13 protein-coding genes are annotated in these 16,342 nt (G+C 71.3%); 6 read left to right on the top strand and 7 right to left on the bottom strand.

Going from position 1 to position 16,342, the window contains the following annotated elements; translation table 11 throughout:
• The first annotated feature begins 44 nt into the window (after positions 1-44).
• The 4 genes from ftsZ (at position 45) to recN (ending at position 6,327) form a co-directional block, all read left to right on the top strand.
• A complete protein-coding gene (ftsZ, locus tag ACI7BZ_RS03640; protein WP_414115836.1) occupies positions 45-1,838 on the top strand; it encodes a cell division protein FtsZ in 1,794 nt (597 codons plus the stop codon).
• A gap of 481 nt (positions 1,839-2,319) precedes the next feature.
• The gene (lpxC, locus tag ACI7BZ_RS03635; protein ID WP_414115835.1) at positions 2,320-3,255 is read left to right on the top strand and encodes a UDP-3-O-acyl-N-acetylglucosamine deacetylase; all 936 of its coding nucleotides are present in this window, start codon (positions 2,320-2,322) and stop codon (positions 3,253-3,255) included.
• A gap of 555 nt (positions 3,256-3,810) precedes the next feature.
• Complete coding sequence (locus tag ACI7BZ_RS03630; RefSeq protein ID WP_414115834.1) at positions 3,811-4,638, top strand: outer membrane protein assembly factor BamD; 828 nt, start codon at positions 3,811-3,813, stop codon at positions 4,636-4,638.
• A gap of 6 nt (positions 4,639-4,644) precedes the next feature.
• Positions 4,645-6,327: a DNA repair protein RecN gene (recN, locus tag ACI7BZ_RS03625; protein ID WP_414115833.1), complete on the top strand. Its 1,683-nt coding sequence runs from the start codon at positions 4,645-4,647 to the stop codon at positions 6,325-6,327.
• A 117-nt stretch (positions 6,328-6,444) separates the two neighbouring features.
• On the opposite strand, the gene arfB is transcribed toward recN, so the two are convergent.
• Positions 6,445-6,867 (bottom strand): alternative ribosome rescue aminoacyl-tRNA hydrolase ArfB, encoded by a 423-nt coding sequence (gene arfB / locus ACI7BZ_RS03620; protein WP_414115832.1) that lies wholly within the window; start codon positions 6,865-6,867, stop codon positions 6,445-6,447.
• Positions 6,868-6,919: 52 nt separating this feature from the next.
• Complete coding sequence (gene olsB / locus ACI7BZ_RS03615) at positions 6,920-8,068, bottom strand: l-ornithine N(alpha)-acyltransferase (protein WP_414115831.1); 1,149 nt, start codon at positions 8,066-8,068, stop codon at positions 6,920-6,922.
• Positions 8,069-8,395: 327 nt separating this feature from the next.
• On the opposite strand from olsB, the gene ACI7BZ_RS03610 reads away from it, so the two are divergent.
• Complete coding sequence (locus tag ACI7BZ_RS03610) at positions 8,396-9,013, top strand: hypothetical protein (protein ID WP_414115830.1); 618 nt, start codon at positions 8,396-8,398, stop codon at positions 9,011-9,013.
• Between the two features lie 127 nt (positions 9,014-9,140).
• On the opposite strand, the gene ACI7BZ_RS03605 is transcribed toward ACI7BZ_RS03610, so the two are convergent.
• Positions 9,141-10,673: a YifB family Mg chelatase-like AAA ATPase gene (locus tag ACI7BZ_RS03605; protein WP_414115829.1), complete on the bottom strand. Its 1,533-nt coding sequence runs from the start codon at positions 10,671-10,673 to the stop codon at positions 9,141-9,143.
• A 140-nt stretch (positions 10,674-10,813) separates the two neighbouring features.
• On the opposite strand from ACI7BZ_RS03605, the gene ACI7BZ_RS03600 reads away from it, so the two are divergent.
• Positions 10,814-11,599 (top strand): class I SAM-dependent methyltransferase, encoded by a 786-nt coding sequence (locus ACI7BZ_RS03600; protein WP_414115828.1) that lies wholly within the window; start codon positions 10,814-10,816, stop codon positions 11,597-11,599.
• Positions 11,600-11,623: 24 nt separating this feature from the next.
• On the opposite strand, the gene gshB is transcribed toward ACI7BZ_RS03600, so the two are convergent.
• The 4 genes from gshB to hypF all read right to left on the bottom strand — a co-directional run bounded on the left by gshB (position 11,624) and on the right by hypF (position 16,342).
• Positions 11,624-12,568 carry a glutathione synthase gene (gshB, locus tag ACI7BZ_RS03595; protein WP_414115827.1) on the bottom strand — a complete coding sequence of 315 codons (945 nt, stop codon included), beginning with the start codon at positions 12,566-12,568 and terminating at the stop codon, positions 11,624-11,626.
• Positions 12,569-12,637: 69 nt separating this feature from the next.
• Positions 12,638-13,024 carry a YraN family protein gene (locus ACI7BZ_RS03590; protein ID WP_414115826.1) on the bottom strand — a complete coding sequence of 129 codons (387 nt, stop codon included), beginning with the start codon at positions 13,022-13,024 and terminating at the stop codon, positions 12,638-12,640.
• Complete coding sequence (gene rsmI, locus ACI7BZ_RS03585) at positions 13,017-13,997, bottom strand: 16S rRNA (cytidine(1402)-2'-O)-methyltransferase (RefSeq protein WP_414115825.1); 981 nt, start codon at positions 13,995-13,997, stop codon at positions 13,017-13,019. The genes ACI7BZ_RS03590 and rsmI overlap by 8 nt, the downstream gene beginning before the upstream one ends.
• Before the next feature lie 62 nt (positions 13,998-14,059).
• Positions 14,060-16,342: a carbamoyltransferase HypF gene (hypF, locus tag ACI7BZ_RS03580; protein ID WP_414115824.1), complete on the bottom strand. Its 2,283-nt coding sequence runs from the start codon at positions 16,340-16,342 to the stop codon at positions 14,060-14,062.

Genomic DNA, 16,342 nt, shown 5'->3' with positions numbered 1-16,342 from the left:
GATTCGCGAGCGGCGGACAGGGCCAATCGGGACGGAGCAAAAGCATGACGATCAACCTTCAGATGCCCGACATTCGTGAGCTTCGTCCCCGGATCACGGTGTTCGGTGTGGGTGGCGCCGGGGGCAACGCCGTTAACAACATGATCTCCTCCGGCCTGCATGGCGTGGAGTTCGTGGTGGCCAACACCGACGCCCAGGCCCTCGCCCTCACCAAGGCCGAACGGGTGGTGCAGATGGGCGTGGCGGTGACCGAGGGTCTCGGCGCCGGCTCCCAGCCCGAGGTCGGCCGCGCCGCCGCCGAGGAAGTCATCGACGAGATCCGCGACCACCTGTCCGGCTCGCACATGGTGTTCATCACCGCCGGCATGGGCGGCGGCACCGGCACCGGCGCCGCCCCGGTGGTGGCCCGCGCCGCCCGCGAGCTCGGCATCCTCACCGTGGGCGTGGTGACCAAGCCCTTCCACTTCGAGGGCGCCCGCCGCATGCGTGTGGCCGAGCACGGCATCAGCGAGCTGCAGAAGAGCGTCGATACCCTCATCGTCATCCCCAACCAGAACCTGTTCCGGGTGGCCAACGAGAAGACCACGTTTGCCGACGCCTTCGCCATGGCCGACCAGGTGCTCTATTCCGGCGTCGCCTGCATCACCGATTTGATGGTGAAGGAAGGCCTCATCAACCTCGACTTCGCCGACGTGCGCGCCGTGATGCGCGACATGGGCAAGGCGATGATGGGCACCGGCGAGGCCTCCGGCGACAAGCGCGCCCTCCAGGCGGCCGAGGCGGCCATCGCCAATCCGCTGCTGGACGAGACCTCCATGCGCGGCGCCGGCGGCCTGCTCATCTCCATCACCGGCGGCAAGGACATGACGCTGTTCGAGGTGGACGAGGCGGCGACCCGCATCCGCGAGGAAGTGGACCCCGACGCCAACATCATCCTCGGCGCCACCTTCGACGAGGTGCTGGACGGCATCATCCGCGTCTCCGTGGTGGCCACCGGCATCGACCCGGCGGTGATCCCCGAGCAGCTCGCCCCGGTGGCGGACCGCTTCCCGGAACTGCAGGGCCGCAAGATCTCCAACGCCGGCCGGGCCGCCGTGGAAGCGACCCGCGAGGCGCAGATCCGCAGCGCCGTGGCGGCCATCTCCGCCGACGACCTGATCGGCCTCGACGACATGGCGCCGGCCCACTCCACCTATGCGCCGCCCGAGCCGCGCCAGGGGGGGCAGCATGCCGCGGCGCCGGAAAGCGTGGCGATCGACGACGTGACCATCCGCGCCGCGGCGCCCCGGACCTCCGGCTATTATGCCGAGCCGGAGCCGGCGGCCCCGCCGGCCCCGATGGTGGAGGACGAGTTCGCCCCCTATATTCCGCCGCAGGGCCAGCGCCCGCGTTCGCCCCGCATGCCGCGGGTGGATGAGCTGCCGCTGCCGGCGCAGAACCAGATCCGCGCCCAGCGCGGCGAGCCGCCGGTGGAGCAGGCGGCTCCCGACAAGAAGCGCATGACCCTGCTGCAGCGCCTCGCCCATGTGGGGCGCCGCGAGGAGGAGCCGGAGCCCGCGCGCCGCGAGCAGCCCAGCATGCGCGCCCCCGAGCGCCGGCCGCAGATGGACCCGCGCGGCGTGGACCCGCGTGATCCCCGTGGTGCGGACCCGCGCGGCGAAGGCCGCACCGATGCCCGCCCCACCATGCCCGGCCGTCCCGGCGACCCGGTTTCCGAATTCGCCAAGCGCCCGCCGGCGCGGCCCGCGGCCGAAGTGCCGTCCCGCCCGGCGCCGCACCGCGGCGATGAGGACGACCAGCTGGAAATTCCCGCCTTCCTGCGCCGCCAGGCCAATTGAGGCGGCCCACAGGCCGCAGTTCCCGGGGCGGACGCCCCGCCCGATTTCCGGCCGGATTGCGACGCGATCCGGCCGGTCCTTGTCGCGACCTGAAGACCCGGCGCTCTCGCCCCGTGCGTAACGCGAATCGAGCCGGCTATTCCGCACGCCCGGCCGGCGGCCGAAGCGGCGCCATGCCTGTCCCCACCCTCACGAAGGCTGTAACAGACGCTGTGGCGGGGTGTCGGGCTCGGGCTGCAAGCCATTGATAGTTAATGAATATTTTAAGCGGAGGCTTGGTAACAGAGGGTAAGCAAGCGTGATTTGGCGCCGCCCGTCCGGGCGACTACGGTGCACCCCAGCTTGAAGGTTCCTGCACGCCTCGCGTTGACAGTTTTTTCGTACAACCGCGGCGAAAGTAGGAAATCAAGGTGAAGGTTTGAGGGAAGGAGTAAGGCCGCCCCAGGGCGCCGAGCCCTCCCGAGCACGGGACGCACCGGACATGCAGACAACTCTGGCTCGCGAGATCGCCCTGAAAGGTGTCGGCGTTCATGCCGGGGTCGAAGCGACCCTCACCCTGAAGCCCGCGCCCGCGAATTCCGGAATTGTCTTCGTTCGTTCCTTCGCCGACCAGGCCCCCCGCAAGGCGACCGTGAGCCGCCATTCGGTGCAGGCCACCGACCTTGCCACCGTGCTGGGGGATCGCTCCGGCGCCCTGGTTTCCACGGTGGAGCATGTTCTCGCTGCCTTCAGCGGCCTTTCCATCGACAACGCCCTCGTCGAGATCGACGGGCCGGAAGTGCCGATCCTCGACGGCAGCGCGGCGGATTTCGTCGCCGCCATCGACGCCGTCGGCGTCGCCGAGGTGCGCGGCCGCCGCAAGTTCCTGAAGATCCTCAAGCCCATCCGGGTCGAGAACGGCGCCTCCTTCGGCGAGTTGCTGCCCTATGAGGCGGGTTTCCGCCTGGAGGTGGAAATCGAGTTCGGCCACGCCAGCATCGGCCGGCAGCGCTTCGCCGCCACCATGACCCCCTCGGTGTTCCGCCGTGAGCTGGCCGGCGCCCGCACCTTCGGCTTCCTGAAGGACGTGGAGCGCCTGCGTGCCGCCGGCTATGCCCGCGGCGCCGCCCTTGAGAACACCGTCTGCCTCGACGAGGCCGGCGTCATCAACCCGGACGGCCTGCGTTTCTCCGACGAATTCGTGCGGCACAAGGCTCTGGATGCGGTGGGCGACCTTGCCCTCGCCGGCCTGCCGCTGCTGGCCCGCTACCGCTCCTTCCGCGGCGGCCACAAGCTGAACTTCTCCGTGGTGGACGCCCTTCTGGCCGACCGCTCCGCTTATGCGGTGGTGGACGCTCCGAGCCGGCCGGTGCGCGACACGGTGGGTGCGGAAATCGGTGTGGCGAGCCCGGTGCCGGTGTTCGCCCCGGAAATCTGAGCTTCACCGACCCGGGCGGGAACGCCCCGGCAGTTTCAGACGGCGCCCCGGCACTCCGCGGGCGCCGTTTTGCTTGTGCGGCTGGCCCTGAAAACATGCCGGCGCCGCGTGTCCCGGGTGTCACACCGGGCCACCGAACAGCGGGCGCCGCCGTGTCGCCATATTGCCGACTGAAAGCCCCGATACCGCACAGATCACGGCATTTTCCATGTCGGCCCGGAGGCGGGGCGCGCCGGGCACGACCTGCGGAAGGAGCCGCCGACGGCGCGGTGAAAGCCCGTTCCGTTCGGGGCGCACCGTCACCCATGCCGGCCGGACATCTGCCTTGCGCAGGTCCGGGCCCGGATGAACCGCAAGGGCCGATCCGGCCCGGCGGGGCTGGCGACGGAAGCAACCCGCGGCGGCCACTCTCCGCGGGATGGGCCGGGATCGGGGCGAAAGGCACGGGGGCGCAGCGTCTCCAATTCCCTCGCCCGCGGTCCTGCGTTACAAGCAACGCCCTCGGGCGCGGGACGGAAGCTGAACGTGATGCGATTCGATTTCGGGGCAGGGCGTATGCGGGCGAAGGTCCGGGCGGGGAGCCTCGCCCTCGTCCTGGTCGCCGGTGCGCTGCTCGCCGGCTGCGCCAGCGACAAGGACGAGCTGCTCATTCCAGACGAGCCGGCCGAGAAGATCTACAACGAGGGCCTCACCTTGCTGCGCCGGCAGGAGCCGGAAAAGGCAGCCAAGCGATTCGAGGACGTGGACCGCACCCACCCCTATTCGGAGTGGGCCCGCAAGTCCCTGCTCATGTCCACCTTCTCCTATTTCGAGGCGGGCAAATACGACGAGGCCATCGCCTCGGGCCGGCGCTATGTGGCGCTTTATCCCGGCTCGCAGGATGCGGCCTACGCGCAATACCTGGTCGCTTCGGCGCTCTACGAGAACATTCCCGACATCACCCGCGACCAGCGCAAGACGCGCCAGGCACTGGATGCCCTGGAGGATGTGGCGCGCAAGTATCCCAATACGGAATACGCCGCCACCGCCAAGAAGAAGATCGAGGTGGCGCGCGATCAGCTGGCCGGCAAGGAAATGATGATCGGCCGCTATTATCTGGAGCAGCGCAACTACACCGGGGCGATCAACCGCTTCAAGGTGGTCGTGACGCAATACCAGACCACCCGGCAGGTGGAGGAAGCCCTGCTGCGCCTCACGGAGGCCTATATGGCCCTCGGCGTGGTGAGCGAGGCGCAGACCGCCGCGGCTGTGCTTGGCTATAACTTTCCCGACAGTCCGTGGTATAAGGACGCCTATAAGCTGGTTCAGTCCGGAGGGGCCGAGCCGCAGGAGAACAAGGCGTCCTGGATCAGCCAGGCGTTCAAGAAAATGGGGCTTGGCTGATCATCCATGCTGGCGGCGCTCTCGATTCGGGACATCGTCCTTATCGAGAAGCTCGATCTCACCCTTGCTGAGGGCCTGACGGTCCTCACCGGTGAGACGGGGGCGGGCAAGTCCATTTTGCTCGACGCCGTGTCCCTCGCCCTGGGCGGACGCGGCGACGGTGCGCTGGTGCGCCACGGCGCTGCCAAGGGGCAGGTGACCCTCACCTTCGACCTCACCGCCGATCACCCCGCCCACGACATCCTTGCCGGCGCCGATCTTCCCGACGAAGGCCCGCTCGTCATCCGCCGCATCCAGATGAGCGACGGGCGCACCCGCGCCAGCGTGAACGACGAGGCGGTGAGCGTGCAGACCTTGCGCCTCATCGGCGCAAGCCTCGTGGAGCTGCACGGCCAGCACGCCGACCGGGCCATGGTGGACCCGGCCAGCCATCGCGCCCTGCTCGATGCGTTCGGCGGCCTCTCCGGGCAGGTCGCCGCCCTCGGCAGCCTGTGGCGCATCTGGCGTGATGCGCTGGACAATGCGCGCGAGGAGCGGGCCCGGCTGGAAACCGCCGCGCGGGAGGGCGATTTCATTCGCCATGCGGTGGAGGAGCTGGGCGCGCTCGCCCCGGCCGCCGGCGAGGAAGCGACCCTCTCCGAGCGGCGATCCACCATGATGCGCGCGGAGAAGATCGCGGCTGACCTCGGCGAGGCGCTGGATGCGGTGGCCGGTGGCAGCTCGCCGGTGCCCTCCCTGTCGGCCGCCGTCCGGCGGCTGGAGCGGCGGGCAGGGGAGTCCCAGGACCTCATTCGCCCGGCGGTGGAGGCCATCGACCAGGCGCTGGACGCGCTCGAGACCGCCCGCGTCCATCTCGAAGCGGCCCTGGCCGATGCCGCCTACGAGCCCGCCGAGCTGGAACGCATCGAGGAGCGGCTGTTCGCCTTGCGGGCCGCCGCGCGCAAATATGGCGCGCAGGTGGATGACCTGCCCGCCGTTGCCGCGCGCTTTGTGGCCGACCTGGAGCGGCTGGACCAGAGCGCCGCCCTCCTCTTGCGCCTCGAACGGGTGGTGGCGGATGCCGAAGCGGCCTATCGCGTGGCGGCCGACGAACTGTCCCGTGGCCGTCATGCCACCGCGGCCGTGCTCGACGCCGCCGTGCTGGCCGAACTGCCGCCGCTGAAGCTGGAGCGGGCCGCCTTCATCACCAAGGTGGACAGCAATCCCGCCGCGGCGGGCGTCGAAGGCTATGACCAGGTGGAATTCTGGGTGCGCACCAATCCCGGTACGCGCCCCGGCCCGCTGATGAAGGTGGCGTCGGGTGGCGAGCTGGCGCGCTTTCTCCTCGCCCTCAAGGTGGTGCTGGCGGACCGGGGCTCCGCCCCCACCCTCATCTTCGACGAGATCGACACGGGCGTGGGCGGCGCGGTGGCGGATGCCATCGGCCAGCGCCTGCGCCGCCTGTCGGGCCGGGTGCAGGTGCTGTGCGTCACCCATGCACCCCAGGTGGCGGCGCGGGCGGGCCACCATTTGCTCATCGCCAAGGCCAGTGCCGCCGGGGTGCCCGATGCGGAGGCGCCGGTGACCACGCGGGTGGCCGCCCTGACCCCCACCACGCGGCGGGAGGAGATCGCCCGCATGCTGGCCGGCGCCACGGTGACGGCAGAAGCCCGCGCGGCGGCGGACCGGCTGATCAAATCGGCGCAATAGGGCGCGATCCGATCAGATCGAATCCATGTGAGCGGTGAATCGCTCTCCTATTCCAGGAGAGACTGGGCGCTCCCGCACGGCCGGGTGTCCGCTGCGCGGAAGGTCGCGGCGCGATGTTCAATCGGCCGGGGGCTTGTTCTGGCGCAGGGATTTGACCGAGCCGCGGCGCTCCTTGGCGGCGAGCCGGCGTTCCTTGGAGGCGAGGGTGGGGCGCGTGGGGCGGCGCACCGGCGCCACCACCGTGGCGCTGCGGATCAGCTCCACGAGGCGCTCGATGGCGTCTTCCCGGTTCCGCTCCTGGGTGCGGAAGCGCTGGGCCTGGATGATGATGACCCCGTCCTGGGTCATGCGCCGGCCGGCGAGGCGCCACAGGCGCGCCTTCACCCCTTCGGGCAGATGCGGCGAGGCGACCGCATTGAAGCGCAGTTGCACTGCGCTCGAAACCTTGTTGACGTTCTGCCCGCCCGGCCCCGATGCACGCACGAAGGCGAGCTCGATCTCGTCTTCGGAAATGGCGATGCGGGGGGTGATCTGGATCATGGTGGGGGACGCCGGCGCCGACGGTCCTGGGGCCAGCCGGGCGCCGGGGCGCTCAGATGGCGTGCCGGTTGGCGGTGGGGCCGAAATGCTCCACGTAGCGCGGGCTGATGACCGAGACGGGCAGGATGATCAGCACGTCGGTGGTGCCGAACTGGTGGTCCACCACTGCGCCGTCGCCCACAAAGCCCCCCAGCCGCAGATAGCCCTTGATCAGCGGGGGGAGGGCCTGCAGGGCGGCCTTGGGGTTGATTTCCGCCTTGGCCATGCGGTTCATGGCCACGTGCCGGCCCTCCACGGCGCGGGCGCGCCATTCCTCGGGGGCGAGGGCATTGTGGCTGAGGAAGGAGAGGGGCAGGGCCAAAGCGGCGGGATCGGTGCCCTCCAGGCTGGCGCAGCCGAACATCACGTCGATCTTGTTGCGCAGGATATAGGTCCACACCCCGTGCCAGAGCAGCTCCACCGTGCGCTTGTTGCGGTAGGGCTTCAGCACGCAGGAGCGGCCGAGCTCCAGGAACTTGAGGTCGGGGTGGGCGGCGATGACGGAACTGACGTCGAATTCGCCCTGGGTGTAGAAGCCGCCGTGGCGCATGGCCACTTCCTGGCGCAGCAGGCGGTAGGTGCCGACCACCTTGGGCTTGCGCCGGCCCAGCACCATCTTGCCCGCATCGTGGTCGAGCACGAGGATGTGCTCGCAAATGGTGTCGAAGCTGTCCATGTCGCGCCGGGCGAGGCGGGTGGGGCCATCGGGCACCGCGGACATTTCCTCGTAGAACACCTTGTAGCGCAGGCGCTGGGCGCGCCGCACGTCGCGCGCGGTGCGGGCGAGCCGCACTTCCAGGGCGCCGAGCCGGCCAAGCACCAGGCCGTCGTCGTCCGGCGGCAGGGCGTCCCGGTGGCGGATGCCCGAATAGGCGCGGAAATCGGTGACCAGCTTCTGCGGCGCGGGGAAGGGGGGCTTTGCGGCAACGGCCTTGGCGGCCGCGGGCCGGTTGGCGATCCCCTTGGCGCCGAGCTTCTCGAAGAAGGCGGGAAAGGGCGAATCGGGAGCGAACAGGGGCGGCCGCGGGACGGCTTCCCCCTCGGCGCGGCGGGGGAAGCCGTCGCGTGCGAAATCCTTGGCGAAGTCGCGCGCCACGTCCATCCCGCGCTCGAAGAGGGCGGGAAGGTTGAAGCCGGGGTCCGTTTGTCCGGTGCGTTTCATTGCAACGACCCCCTCCCCGGGCCGCCGCTGGCGGGTTTCGCGCCGCTCTCCGACCCCGGCACGCCATGCGCCGGCGAACCGTGAACGGGCGGTGCTCCGCCAAGACGATATGTTGCGCGTTGACCGACGTCGCCGGTGGTCTGTGCCATCCCTGGCCGGCCATGAGCCAGCCTCAGGATGTGACCGCAACCAACACCATAGTTTTCCAACGCCTTTGTGACAATGGCCGCACCGGCGCGGCGGGCCGCGTCGCCTTGCCGGAGGGGGAGGGCGATGCTAACGGCAGCCCACGCGCCATGATGGTGCGTGGGCTTACCGGGGGTGATCATGACGACAATCCGTCGAATGGCGGTGACGGCGGTGCTGGGGGCGAGCCTGTGCCTGCCCATGTCCGTGGCGGTGAGGGCACAGGCACCGGCGCGGCCGACGCCGGTCGAGGTGGACCAGGTGATGGTCCAGGGCGCGGGGATGGTCACCGTGCTCACCTACAAGGCGCAGTTCGTCTCGGCCGATCCGGCCAGCCGCCGCATGGTGCTGGAGGACCCGAGCGGCCGGCGCTGGGCGGTGATCGCGCCGCTGCTGCTGGGCGACCTGAGCTATTTTCGCAATGGCGAAACGCTGATCATCCGCGTGGCGCCGGGCGCCGTTACCGCCCTCGGCAAGGCGCACCAGGGCCGGCCGGGCGAGGTGATGAAGGAGGTGGCCATCAATGCGGGGCTTCCGGGCTGGCCCGAAGGCTTCGGCGTCCGCGAAGTCACCCTCACCACCATCTTCGTGGATGTGAACAAGGCGGCGGGCACCGTCACCTTCGAGGGGCTCGACGGGGCCGTGCGCACGGTGAAGGCGGCCAACGACAAGGTGCTCGCCGACCTGCAGAACGTGCGGCCGGGCGACCTTGCACAGATCACCTATCTGGAAGGCCTTGCCATCAACGCGATCCGCTGAGGCCGGGCCGGCGGGGGATGTTCCGCTCTCCTGGGCGTCGCGCGCCCGGGGTGGTGGCGCGGACCCCTCGCCCCCGGCAGGGGCCGCTGCCTGCGGCGCCGGCATGGACATCTTGCCGGTGCCGGTGTCAGGCCGCCGCCCGCGGCCGGTCGGCCGCGGCGCGATAGGCGAGGGCTTCGGCCAGGTGCCGCCGGCCCACGCCTTCGGCACCGTCGAGGTCGGCGAGGGTGCGGGCCACCTTCAGCACCCGGTGATAGCCTCGGGCGGTGAGGCGCATGGCGTCTGCCGCATCCTTCAGCAGCGCCGCGCCGCCGGCGTCGGGCCGGGCCACCTGGTCCAGCAGCGGCCCGGAGGCCTCGGCATTGGTTCGCACCCGCGGATGACCCAAGGCGGCATAGCGCTCTGCCTGGATCTCCCGCGCCATGGCGACCCGCGCGGCCACCTCCGCGGAGCCCTCGGTCGGCGTGGGCAGAACCAGATCGGACGCGGATACGGACGGCACCTCCAGATGCAGGTCGATGCGGTCGAGGAAGGGCCCCGACAGCCGCGCCTGATATTCGTCCGCGCAGCGCGGCCCGCGCTTGCAGGTGAAGCCGGGCTCTCCGGCCCGCCCGCAGCGGCAGGGGTTCATGGCCGCGATGAGCTGGAAGCGCGCAGGATAGGTGACGCGGTGGTTGGCCCGGGCGATGAGCACCTCCCCCGTCTCCAGCGGCTGGCGCAGGGAATCGAGCACCTGCGGCGAGAATTCCGGCAGTTCGTCGAGAAACAGCACGCCATTGTGCGCCAGCGACACCTCGCCGGGCTTGGCCTTGGCGCCGCCGCCCACCATGGCGGCCATGCTGGCGGAATGGTGGGGCGCGCGGAACGGGCGGCGGTCCATGAGGGCGCCGTCCTCGATCCGCCCAGCCACCGAGGCGATCATGGACACGTCCAGCATCTCGGCCGGCGACAGCGGCGGCAGGATGGAGGGCAGCCGCTGGGCCAGCATGGATTTGCCGGCACCGGGCGGCCCGACGAAGATGAGATTGTGCCCGCCGGCGGCCGCCACCTCCAGCGCCCGCTTGGCGGTTTCCTGTCCCTTCACATCCCTGAGGTCGAGCATGGCTTCCCCGGCCGGCTTCATCCGTGGTTCGGGCCGGCCCATCACCTGGCGGCCGGACATGTGGTTGGCGAGCTGGACCAGGGAGGCAGGAGCCAGGATCTCCATCTCCGGGCTGGCCCAGGCGGCCTCCGCGCCGCACGGCGCCGGGCAGATGAGGCCATGGCCGCGGGCATTGGCGCCGATGGCGGCCGGCAGCACGCCGGCCACGGCGGCGATGGCCCCGTCCAGCGCCAGTTCCCCCACCACCGTGAACCCCATGAGTGCATCGGGCGGAATGGCGCCGATGGCGGCCATGAGGCCGAGCGCGATGGGAAGATCGTAGTGGGAGCCTTCCTTGGGCAGGTCCGCGGGCGCGAGATTGACCGTGATGCGCCGGGCCGGAAGGGCCAGGCCGGAGGCGATGAGGGCGGCGCGCACGCGCTCCTTCGCTTCGGTCACCGCCTTGTCCGGCAGGCCGACGATGGTGAAGGCGGGCAGGCCGGCCGCCACGTGCACCTGCACATCCACGGGGCGGGCCTCCACCCCCTCGAATGCCACCGTTGCCACCCGCTGGATCACTGCCCTGCCCCCGCCGAACCCAACCGCAACCCACGGTAACGGAGCCGGGCATCGGCCGCAAGAACGAAAGCGGAACAATTTATGTTGCGCCCGCCTTTCGGCTGGCTATGCTGCGGCGGCTGCGATGCGGGAGACAGGCCATGACGGCGAGCGGCGGAAGCGGGCCCTTGAGCCATGAAAGCCATGTGGCGCAGATGTTTGGCCCCCAGGCTGCGGCCTATGTGGCCAGCGCCGTCCATGCCCGGGGGGCGGACCTGGATGCGCTCGGCGCCCTTCTTGCCGAGGTGCGTCCGGCGCGCCTGCTGGATCTCGGCTGCGGCGGCGGCCATGTGAGCTTCTGTGCCGCCCCGCTGGCGGGAGAGGTGGTGGCCTACGACCTCTCCGCCGACATGCTCGCGGCGGTGGAGGCCGAGGCGGAGCGGCGCGTCCTCGGCAACATCCGCACCCGTCAGGGGGTAGCGGAGCAGCTGCCCTTTGCCGACGCCAGCTTCGATGTGGTCGCCTCGCGCTTCAGCGCCCACCATTGGCGCGACGTGCCGGCGGCGCTGCGGGACGTGCGCCGCGTGCTGAAGGACGGCGGCCTGGCGGTGATGATGGACGTGGTGGCTCCCGACTGGCCGGTGGCGGACAGCTTTCTGCAGGCGGTGGAGCTGCTGCGCGATCCCTCCCATGGGCGCGATTACAGCGAAGCGGAATGGGTGGCCTTCGCCGAAGCGGCGGGGCTGCGGCCCATGCGCCTGGCGCGGCGGCGGCTCAGGCTCGAATTTTCCGCCTGGGTGGCGCGCATCCGCACACCGGAGCTGCACGTGGCGGCGATCCGCTCCCTGTTCGCCGGAGCGGCCGCCGACGTGGCGGCGCATTTCGAGGTCGAGGCGGACGGCTCCTTCACCCTCGATACCATGACGCTGGAACTGGAGGCGGGTTGAGGGCCGCGGCCGCCGGCCGAAGGATCAGCCGGCGCGCTTTTCCTCGATCCGGTCCCAGATCTGCGCGGCGATGTCCGGCCCGCCGAGGCGCTTGATGGCGCGCAGGCCCGTGGGGGAGGTCACGTTGATCTCGGTGAGGTTGCCGTCGATCACGTCGATGCCCACGAAGATGAGCCCCATCCGCTTCAGGGACGGGCCGATGCGGGCGCAGATCTCCAGCTCCCGGTCGGTGAGGTCGGTGGGGCGCGCCGCGCCGCCGCGCACCATGTTGGAGCGCAGGTCGCCTTCGCTGGGCACCCGGTTCACCGCCCCCGCCGCCTCGCCGTCTACGAGGATGATGCGCTTGTCGCCATGCTTCACCGCCGGCAGGAAGCGCTGGATCACCCAGGGCTCGCGGAAGGTGGTGGAGAACAAATCGTAGAGCGAGCCGAAATTGAGGTCGTCGGCGGCAAGGCGGAACACGGCGGCGCCGCCGTTGCCGTAGAGCGGCTTCATCACCACGTCGCCGAACTCCGCGCGGAACGCCTTGATTTCCTCAAGGTCGCGGGAAATCAGGGTGGGCGGCATCAACTCGGGAAATTCGGTGACGAAGATCTTCTCCGGCGCGTTGCGCACATAAGCGGGGTCGTTCACCACCAATGTGCCGGGGTGGATGCGCTCCAGCAGGTGCGTGGCGGTCACATAGGCCATGTCGAAGGGCGGGTCCTGGCGCATCAGCACCACATCCATCTGCGACAGGGCGATGCGCTGCTTCTCCCCCAGGGTGAAATGCGCCCCCGCCTCGTCCTTCACCGCCAGCGGCTCCACGGTAGCGAAGATGGTGCCGTCGCGCATGGCCATGCGGTCGGGGGTGTAGTGGAACAGCGCATGGCCCCGGGCCTGTGCTTCCAGCAGAAGGGCGAAGGTGGAATCGCCCGCAACGTTGATGTTGGCAATGTGGTCCATCTGGACCGCGACCTTGAGGGCCATGGCAATCTCCGGCGCCCGGCTGGGGCTTCGCCTTTATCTACAGCCGCCGGGCGCACCCCGCCACCCGCATCAGGTCTCCAGCTCGAACGCCCCGGCGAGGTGCTCGGCCGCGCCGGTGCGGGCCAGCAGCACCACGTCGAAGCGCATGTCCAGATGGCACAATTCAGGGTGCGCGGCGAGGAAGGCCTCGGCGGCGGCGGCAATGCGGCGGCGCTGGCGCGGCTGCAGCGAGAAGGCGGCGCCGGCCAGGTCCGCCCGCAGCTTCACCTCGCAAAACACGAGAAGATCATCCCGGCGCACGATGAGGTCGATCTCCCCCGCAGGGGTGCGCACCCGTTGCGCCAGAACGGCGAAGCCCAGTGCGGTAAGCAGGGCCGCCGCGCGCGCCTCCGCGGCGAGGCCGCGCGCATGGGCCGCCCGGCGCTTCAGCTTGTCCGGGGGCGCCGGTTCAGTCATCGCCGTCGGGCGGGGCGGTGCCGGCGCGACCTTCGGTCAGGGCGAGGGCGCGGGCGTAGACCTCCCGCTTCGGCCGCCCGGTCAGGCCGGTGACGGTGGCCACCGCATCCTTCAGCGAGCTGTCCTTCAGGGCGCGGGCAAGGGCTGCGTCCACCGCGTCGTCGCCCGCGGCCTCCTCCAGCGGCGGGCCGATGACGAGCACGATCTCGCCCTTCGGGGCGTCCGCGGCCGCATAATGTGCCGCGAGGGCGGGAAGATCGCCCCGCCGCACCTCCTCGAACGCCTTGGTCAGCTCGCGGCACACGGCCGCCCGGCGCGGCCCGAGGCGCTCGGAAAGGTCCAGCAGGCTGTCGGCGAGGCGCGGGCCGGATTCATAGAACACCAGCGTGGCCGGCACGGCGGCGAGGGTGGCGATGCGGTTCTTCCGCTGCCCGCCCTTGGCCGGCAGGAAGCCGTCGAACAGGAAGCAGTCGGTGGGCAGGCCGGCGGCCACGAGGGCGGCGAGCACGGCCGAGGCGCCGGGCACCGGATGCACCTTGTGGCCGGTCTCCGCCGCCTCCACCACCAGCTTGAAGCCGGGGTCGGACACCAGCGGCGTGCCGGCATCGGAAATGAGGGCGACGCGATGGCCGGCGGCAAGGCGGGCCATCAGCTTCGGCCGCGCGCTGGCGCCGTTGTGGTCGTGATAGGGCACGAGGGGCGTGGCGATGCCGTAGCGCTCCAGCAGCCGGCGGGAGATGCGCGTGTCCTCGCAGGCGATCACGTCGGCTGCGGCGAGGGTCTCCAGGGCGCGCACCGTCACGTCGCCGAGGTTGCCGATGGGGGTGGCGACCACATGAAGGCCCGGTCCGAGGGACGGGGCGGCGATCACCGTTCCGGCGAGCTGGAAGGTGCGCCGCCCGCTCGGGCGGGCGTCCGCATCCGGGGCGGCGAGGTCGGGCAGGGTGGCGTGCTGTTCGTGCGGCGGCTTCATGGGGTCACCATAGTCCCGGCTGCGGGCGACGGAAACGCCCCCGGCACTGTGTCTGCGGAGGTTCACGCCATCCGGCGCGCCGCCGCCACCACCGCCTGGCCGAAGGCGAGGCCGCCGTCATTGGCCGGCACCTGCGCCGGCACCAGCGGGCGCAGGCCGCGGGCGCGCAGGTGCTCAACGGTCGCTTCCAGCAGCCGCGCATTCTGGAACACGCCGCCGGAGAGCGCCACCGCGTGCAGCCCGTGCGCCTGCGCGGCGTCGGCGGCGGCCGCGGCGAAGGCGCAGGCAAGGCCGTCGTGGAACGCTGCGGCCATGGCGCCGCGCGGCCGCCCGGCGGCCATGTCGGCCATCAGGACCCGCCAGAGGGGGGCGGGGTCGATCTCGGCCAGGCCGTCCTGCGGCGGGTGCAGCAGGAGGGGATAGGGGGCCGGCGTCCCGTCCGCCGCCGCTTCCAGGGCCATGGCCGCCTCGCCCTCATGGCTCAGGCGGTCGGGCGCAAGGCCCAAGAGCGCCGCCACCGCATCGAACAGGCGGCCGGCGGAGGAGGCGCGGGGGGCATTGAGGCCCTTGTCCATCATGGCGCGCAGGGTGGCCACGGGCTTGCCGGCGAACCGGGCGGCAAGATGCGGGTCGGTGTCCACCGCGGCCCGGCCCAGCGCCCGGTCGAGATGCGCAAGCAGCGGACGCCACGGCTCCCGGCTCGCCGCATCGCCTCCGGCCAGCGGGATGGGGGAGAGGCGGGCGACGCGGCGGCTCTGGCGATAATCGCACACCAGCACCTCCGCGCCCCAGGCGGTGCCGTCGTCGCCCAGTCCGAGCCCGTCCAGGGCGATGCCGGCCACGGCGCCGTCGGCCCGCCGCCAGCCATTCTCCGCCATGGCCGCGGCCATATGGGCGTGGTGGTGCTGCACCGGCTCCACCGGAAGGCCGCGGGCGGCGCCGATGGCATGGCCGAGGCGGCTGGCGCGGTAATCCGGGTGGAGGTCCACCGCCACCACCGCCGGGCGATGGGAGAACAAAGCGGTGCAATCGGCCAATGCGGCCTCGAAGGCATCGCCGGTGGCCGGCTCGTCGAGGTCGCCCAGATGGTGCGAGAGCAGCGCCCGCGCCCCATGGGTCAGGCAGAGCGCGCTCTTCAGCTCGCCCCCCATGGCCAGCACCGGCGGGGCATCGGCGAAGTCCTCCGGCAGGGGCAGCGGCAGGGGGGCGAGGCCGCGCCCGCGGCGCATCACCCGCAGCGCGCCGGCGGCATGGCGCGCCACGCTGTCATCCAGCCGGCGGGCGATGGGGCGGTCGTGCATCAAAAAGGCGTCCACGATGCCGGCAAGCGAAGTGCGGGCATCGTCGTCGCGAAAGGCCTGCGGGGCGCTGGAGCGGTTGGCGGAGGTCATCACCAGCGGCCGCCCCGCCGCCGCCAGCAGGAGATGGTGGAGCGGCGTGTAGGGCGCCATCAGCCCGATGTGCCGCTGCCCCGGGGCGATGCCGGGCGCCAGGTCCGCCCCGGCCTTCAGGGGCAGGAGCAGGATGGGCGCCGAGGGATGGGCGAGGGCCGCCGCCTCCTCGGGGGAGATGTGGCACAGAGCCTCGGCCATGGCGCTGCCGGCCATCACCGCCAGCGGCTTGGCCGGCCGCTGCTTGCGCGCCCGCAGGGTGGCGACGGCGGCGGGGCTGGTGGCATCGCAGGCGATGTGGAAGCCGCCGATGCCCTTCACCGCGAGGATGCGGCCGTCGCGCAGCAGGGCGGCGGCCGCGGTGACGGGATCGCCCCCCGGCGTGTCCGCCCCTTCCAGCCACAGGCGCGGACCGCATTCGGGGCAGGCGATGGGCTGGGCGTGGAAGCGGCGGTCGGCGGGGTCGTCATATTCGGCGCGGCAGGCCGGGCACATGGAAAAACCGGCCATGGTGGTGGCCGGCCGGTCGTAGGGCAGGCCGGTGACGATGGAGAAGCGCGGCCCGCAATCGGTGCAGTTGGTGAAGGCGTAGCGGTATCGCCGCGCCTTGGGGTCGGCGATCTCCGCGCGGCAGGCCGGGCAGGTGGCCACGTCGGGCACCACCCCCACGCTGACGGTTCCCGCCCCGCTCGGGGCGATGCGGAAGCCGGGGGCCGGCACCGGTGCCGGCCGGCGCGCCAGACCTTCCACCCGGGCCAGCACGGGAGCTTGCGCGCCGAGCGCCTGGGCGAAGGCATCCAGCGCCGCCCGCGTCCCGCCGGCATGGATCTCCACAAGGTCGCCGGCATTGCGCACCTCCCCGCAGATGCCGAGGCGATGGGCCAGGCGATAGACGAAGGGGCGGAAGCCCACCCCCTGGACGATGCCGGTGACGACGATCTCCTCGCCTTCCAT

Source organism: Xanthobacter sp. AM11, assembly GCF_047444035.1.
Classification (GTDB): domain Bacteria; phylum Pseudomonadota; class Alphaproteobacteria; order Rhizobiales; family Xanthobacteraceae; genus Xanthobacter.
This window is presented reverse-complemented; position numbering and strand designations above follow the sequence as displayed.